General features: G+C 70.7%; 2 pseudogenes. One reads left to right on the forward strand and one right to left on the reverse strand.

Annotated elements, in window-relative coordinates:
• A pseudogene (locus A5706_RS18125) lies at positions 1–679 on the forward strand (signal recognition particle receptor subunit alpha); the annotation flags it as partial.
• A 356-nt stretch (positions 680–1,035) separates the two neighbouring features.
• Here A5706_RS18125 and A5706_RS18130 read toward each other — a convergent pair.
• Positions 1,036–1,995 (reverse strand): annotated as a pseudogene (locus A5706_RS18130) (AAA family ATPase); the annotation flags it as partial.
• Between the last annotated feature and the right edge of the window lie 62 nt (positions 1,996–2,057).

Consider the following 2,057-nt stretch of genomic DNA (forward strand, 5'->3'; position numbering starts at 1 on the left):
GCCCGAGGCCCCCCCTCCCCCCGAGGCCCCTCCGGCGCCCGAGGCCCCGCCGGCCCCTCCCGCGCCCGAAGCGGCCGAGATCGAGGCCATCGCCCCGCCCGAAGGCCGGCTGGAACGACTCCGCGGAAGGCTGGCGCGCTCGCAGACCGCGCTCGGGCGCAGCGTGCTCGGCCTCATCGGCGGCGGCGACCTGGACGAGGAATCCTGGCAGGACGTCGAGGACACGTTGCTGGTCGCCGACCTCGGCCCGGTCGTCACCGAGTCGGTGATCACGCAGCTGCGCAGCCGGCTGGCCAGCGGCAGCGTGCGCACCGAGGCCGACGCGAAGGCGGTGCTGCGCGACGTCCTGATCAACGAGCTGCAGCCCGACATGGACCGCTCGATTCGCGCCCTGCCGCACGCCGACCATCCCTCGGTGCTGCTGGTCGTCGGCGTCAACGGCACGGGGAAGACCACCACCGTCGGCAAGCTCGCGCGGGTGCTGGTGGCCGACGGGCGGCGCGTCGTGTTGGGCGCGGCCGACACGTTCCGGGCGGCGGCCGCCGATCAGCTGCAAACCTGGGCCTCGCGGGTGGGCGCGGACGTGGTGCGCGGCGCCGAGGGCGCCGATCCGGCGTCGGAGATCGTGCGCCTTGGCGCGTCGCGGGGGACGGTCGCGTCGTCGCCTACCGCGGGCAGGCCGGTGGTGTCGACCGTCGGGGTGCGGCTGAACGTGATCCCCGACGACGCGGTGTAGCCGCCGGAGCGGTCGAGTGCTTCGGGTTCGGGCCGCGCGAGGCTGATCCTTCGGCGGCGGTACCGCACCAGGCCCAGGACCAGCGCGGCAATGACGACCAGAGTGGCGACGACCGCGATCGCGATCCAAAGACCTTGGGACACGGTGGCAATCCTTCCAGCCACGGTTACCCCGGCGCTCACCGGGCGTTGAGTGTGAATCCTGGGCGTTTCGTGCGAATCCTCGGCGGAAAAAGCGCCGAAATCCCGCCGTCAGTACACGCCGAAAGCCGTCAGCTCACACTCGAGCGTCCTCGCGCCTCAGCTAGAGCTCGAGACCAGCTGCTCCACCTGCTGGCCACGCATCCGCTGCGAGATCACCGCGGTGATGCCGTCGCCCTGCATGGTCACGCCGTACAGCGCGTCGGCGACCTCCATCGTGGGCTTCTGGTGGGTGATGATGATGATCTGCGACTTGGCCCGCAGCAGCTCGAACAGGCTGATCAGCCGGCGCAGGTTGGTGTCGTCGAGCGCCGCCTCGACCTCGTCCATGATGTAGAACGGCGACGGGCGGGCCCGGAAGATCGCCACCAGCATGGCGACCGCCGTCAGCGCCTTCTCGCCGCCCGACAGCAAAGACAGCCGGGTGATCTTCTTGCCCGGCGGACGCGCCTCCACCTCGATGCCGGTGGTGAGCATGTCGCCGGGATCGGTGAGCCGCAGCCGGCCCTCGCCGCCGGGGAACAGCACGGCGAAGACTTCCCGGAATTCGCGTTCGACGTCGATGAACGCGTCGTTGAAGACCTGCAGGATGCGTGCGTCGACGTCGGCGATGACGTCGAGCAGGTCCTTGCGGGCGGCCTTGACGTCCTCGAGCTGGGTGGACAGGAAGTTGTAGCGCTCCTCCAGCGCGGCGAACTCCTCCAGCGCCAGCGGGTTGACCCTGCCCAGCTCGGCGAGTTCCTTCTCGGCCCGCTTGGCCCGGCGCTCCTGGGTGGCCCGGTCGTACGGGATGGGAGCGGGAGCGAAAACCTGCTCGCCGCGCTCCTTGGCCTGCTCGTATTCCGCCATCTCGAGGTCCGTGGGCGGCAGCTGATTCTCCGGACCGTACTCGGCGATCAGGTCGTCCGGCGACATGCCGAACTGCTCGAGCACCATCTGCTCGAGCTGCTCGATACGCATCGCCGCCTGGGCGTTGGCCACCTCGTCGCGGTGCAGCGAGTCGGTGAGCTTGGCCAACCGCGCGCCCAGCGCGTTCACCTCGTCGCGCACCGTCGCCATCGTCCAGCGTCAGCGAACCGGCGGCCTCGGCGGCGTAACGCACCCAGAACCGGCGCGCCTCC

The organism is Mycobacterium sp. E796 (genome assembly GCF_001672815.1).
Classification (GTDB): domain Bacteria; phylum Actinomycetota; class Actinomycetes; order Mycobacteriales; family Mycobacteriaceae; genus Mycobacterium.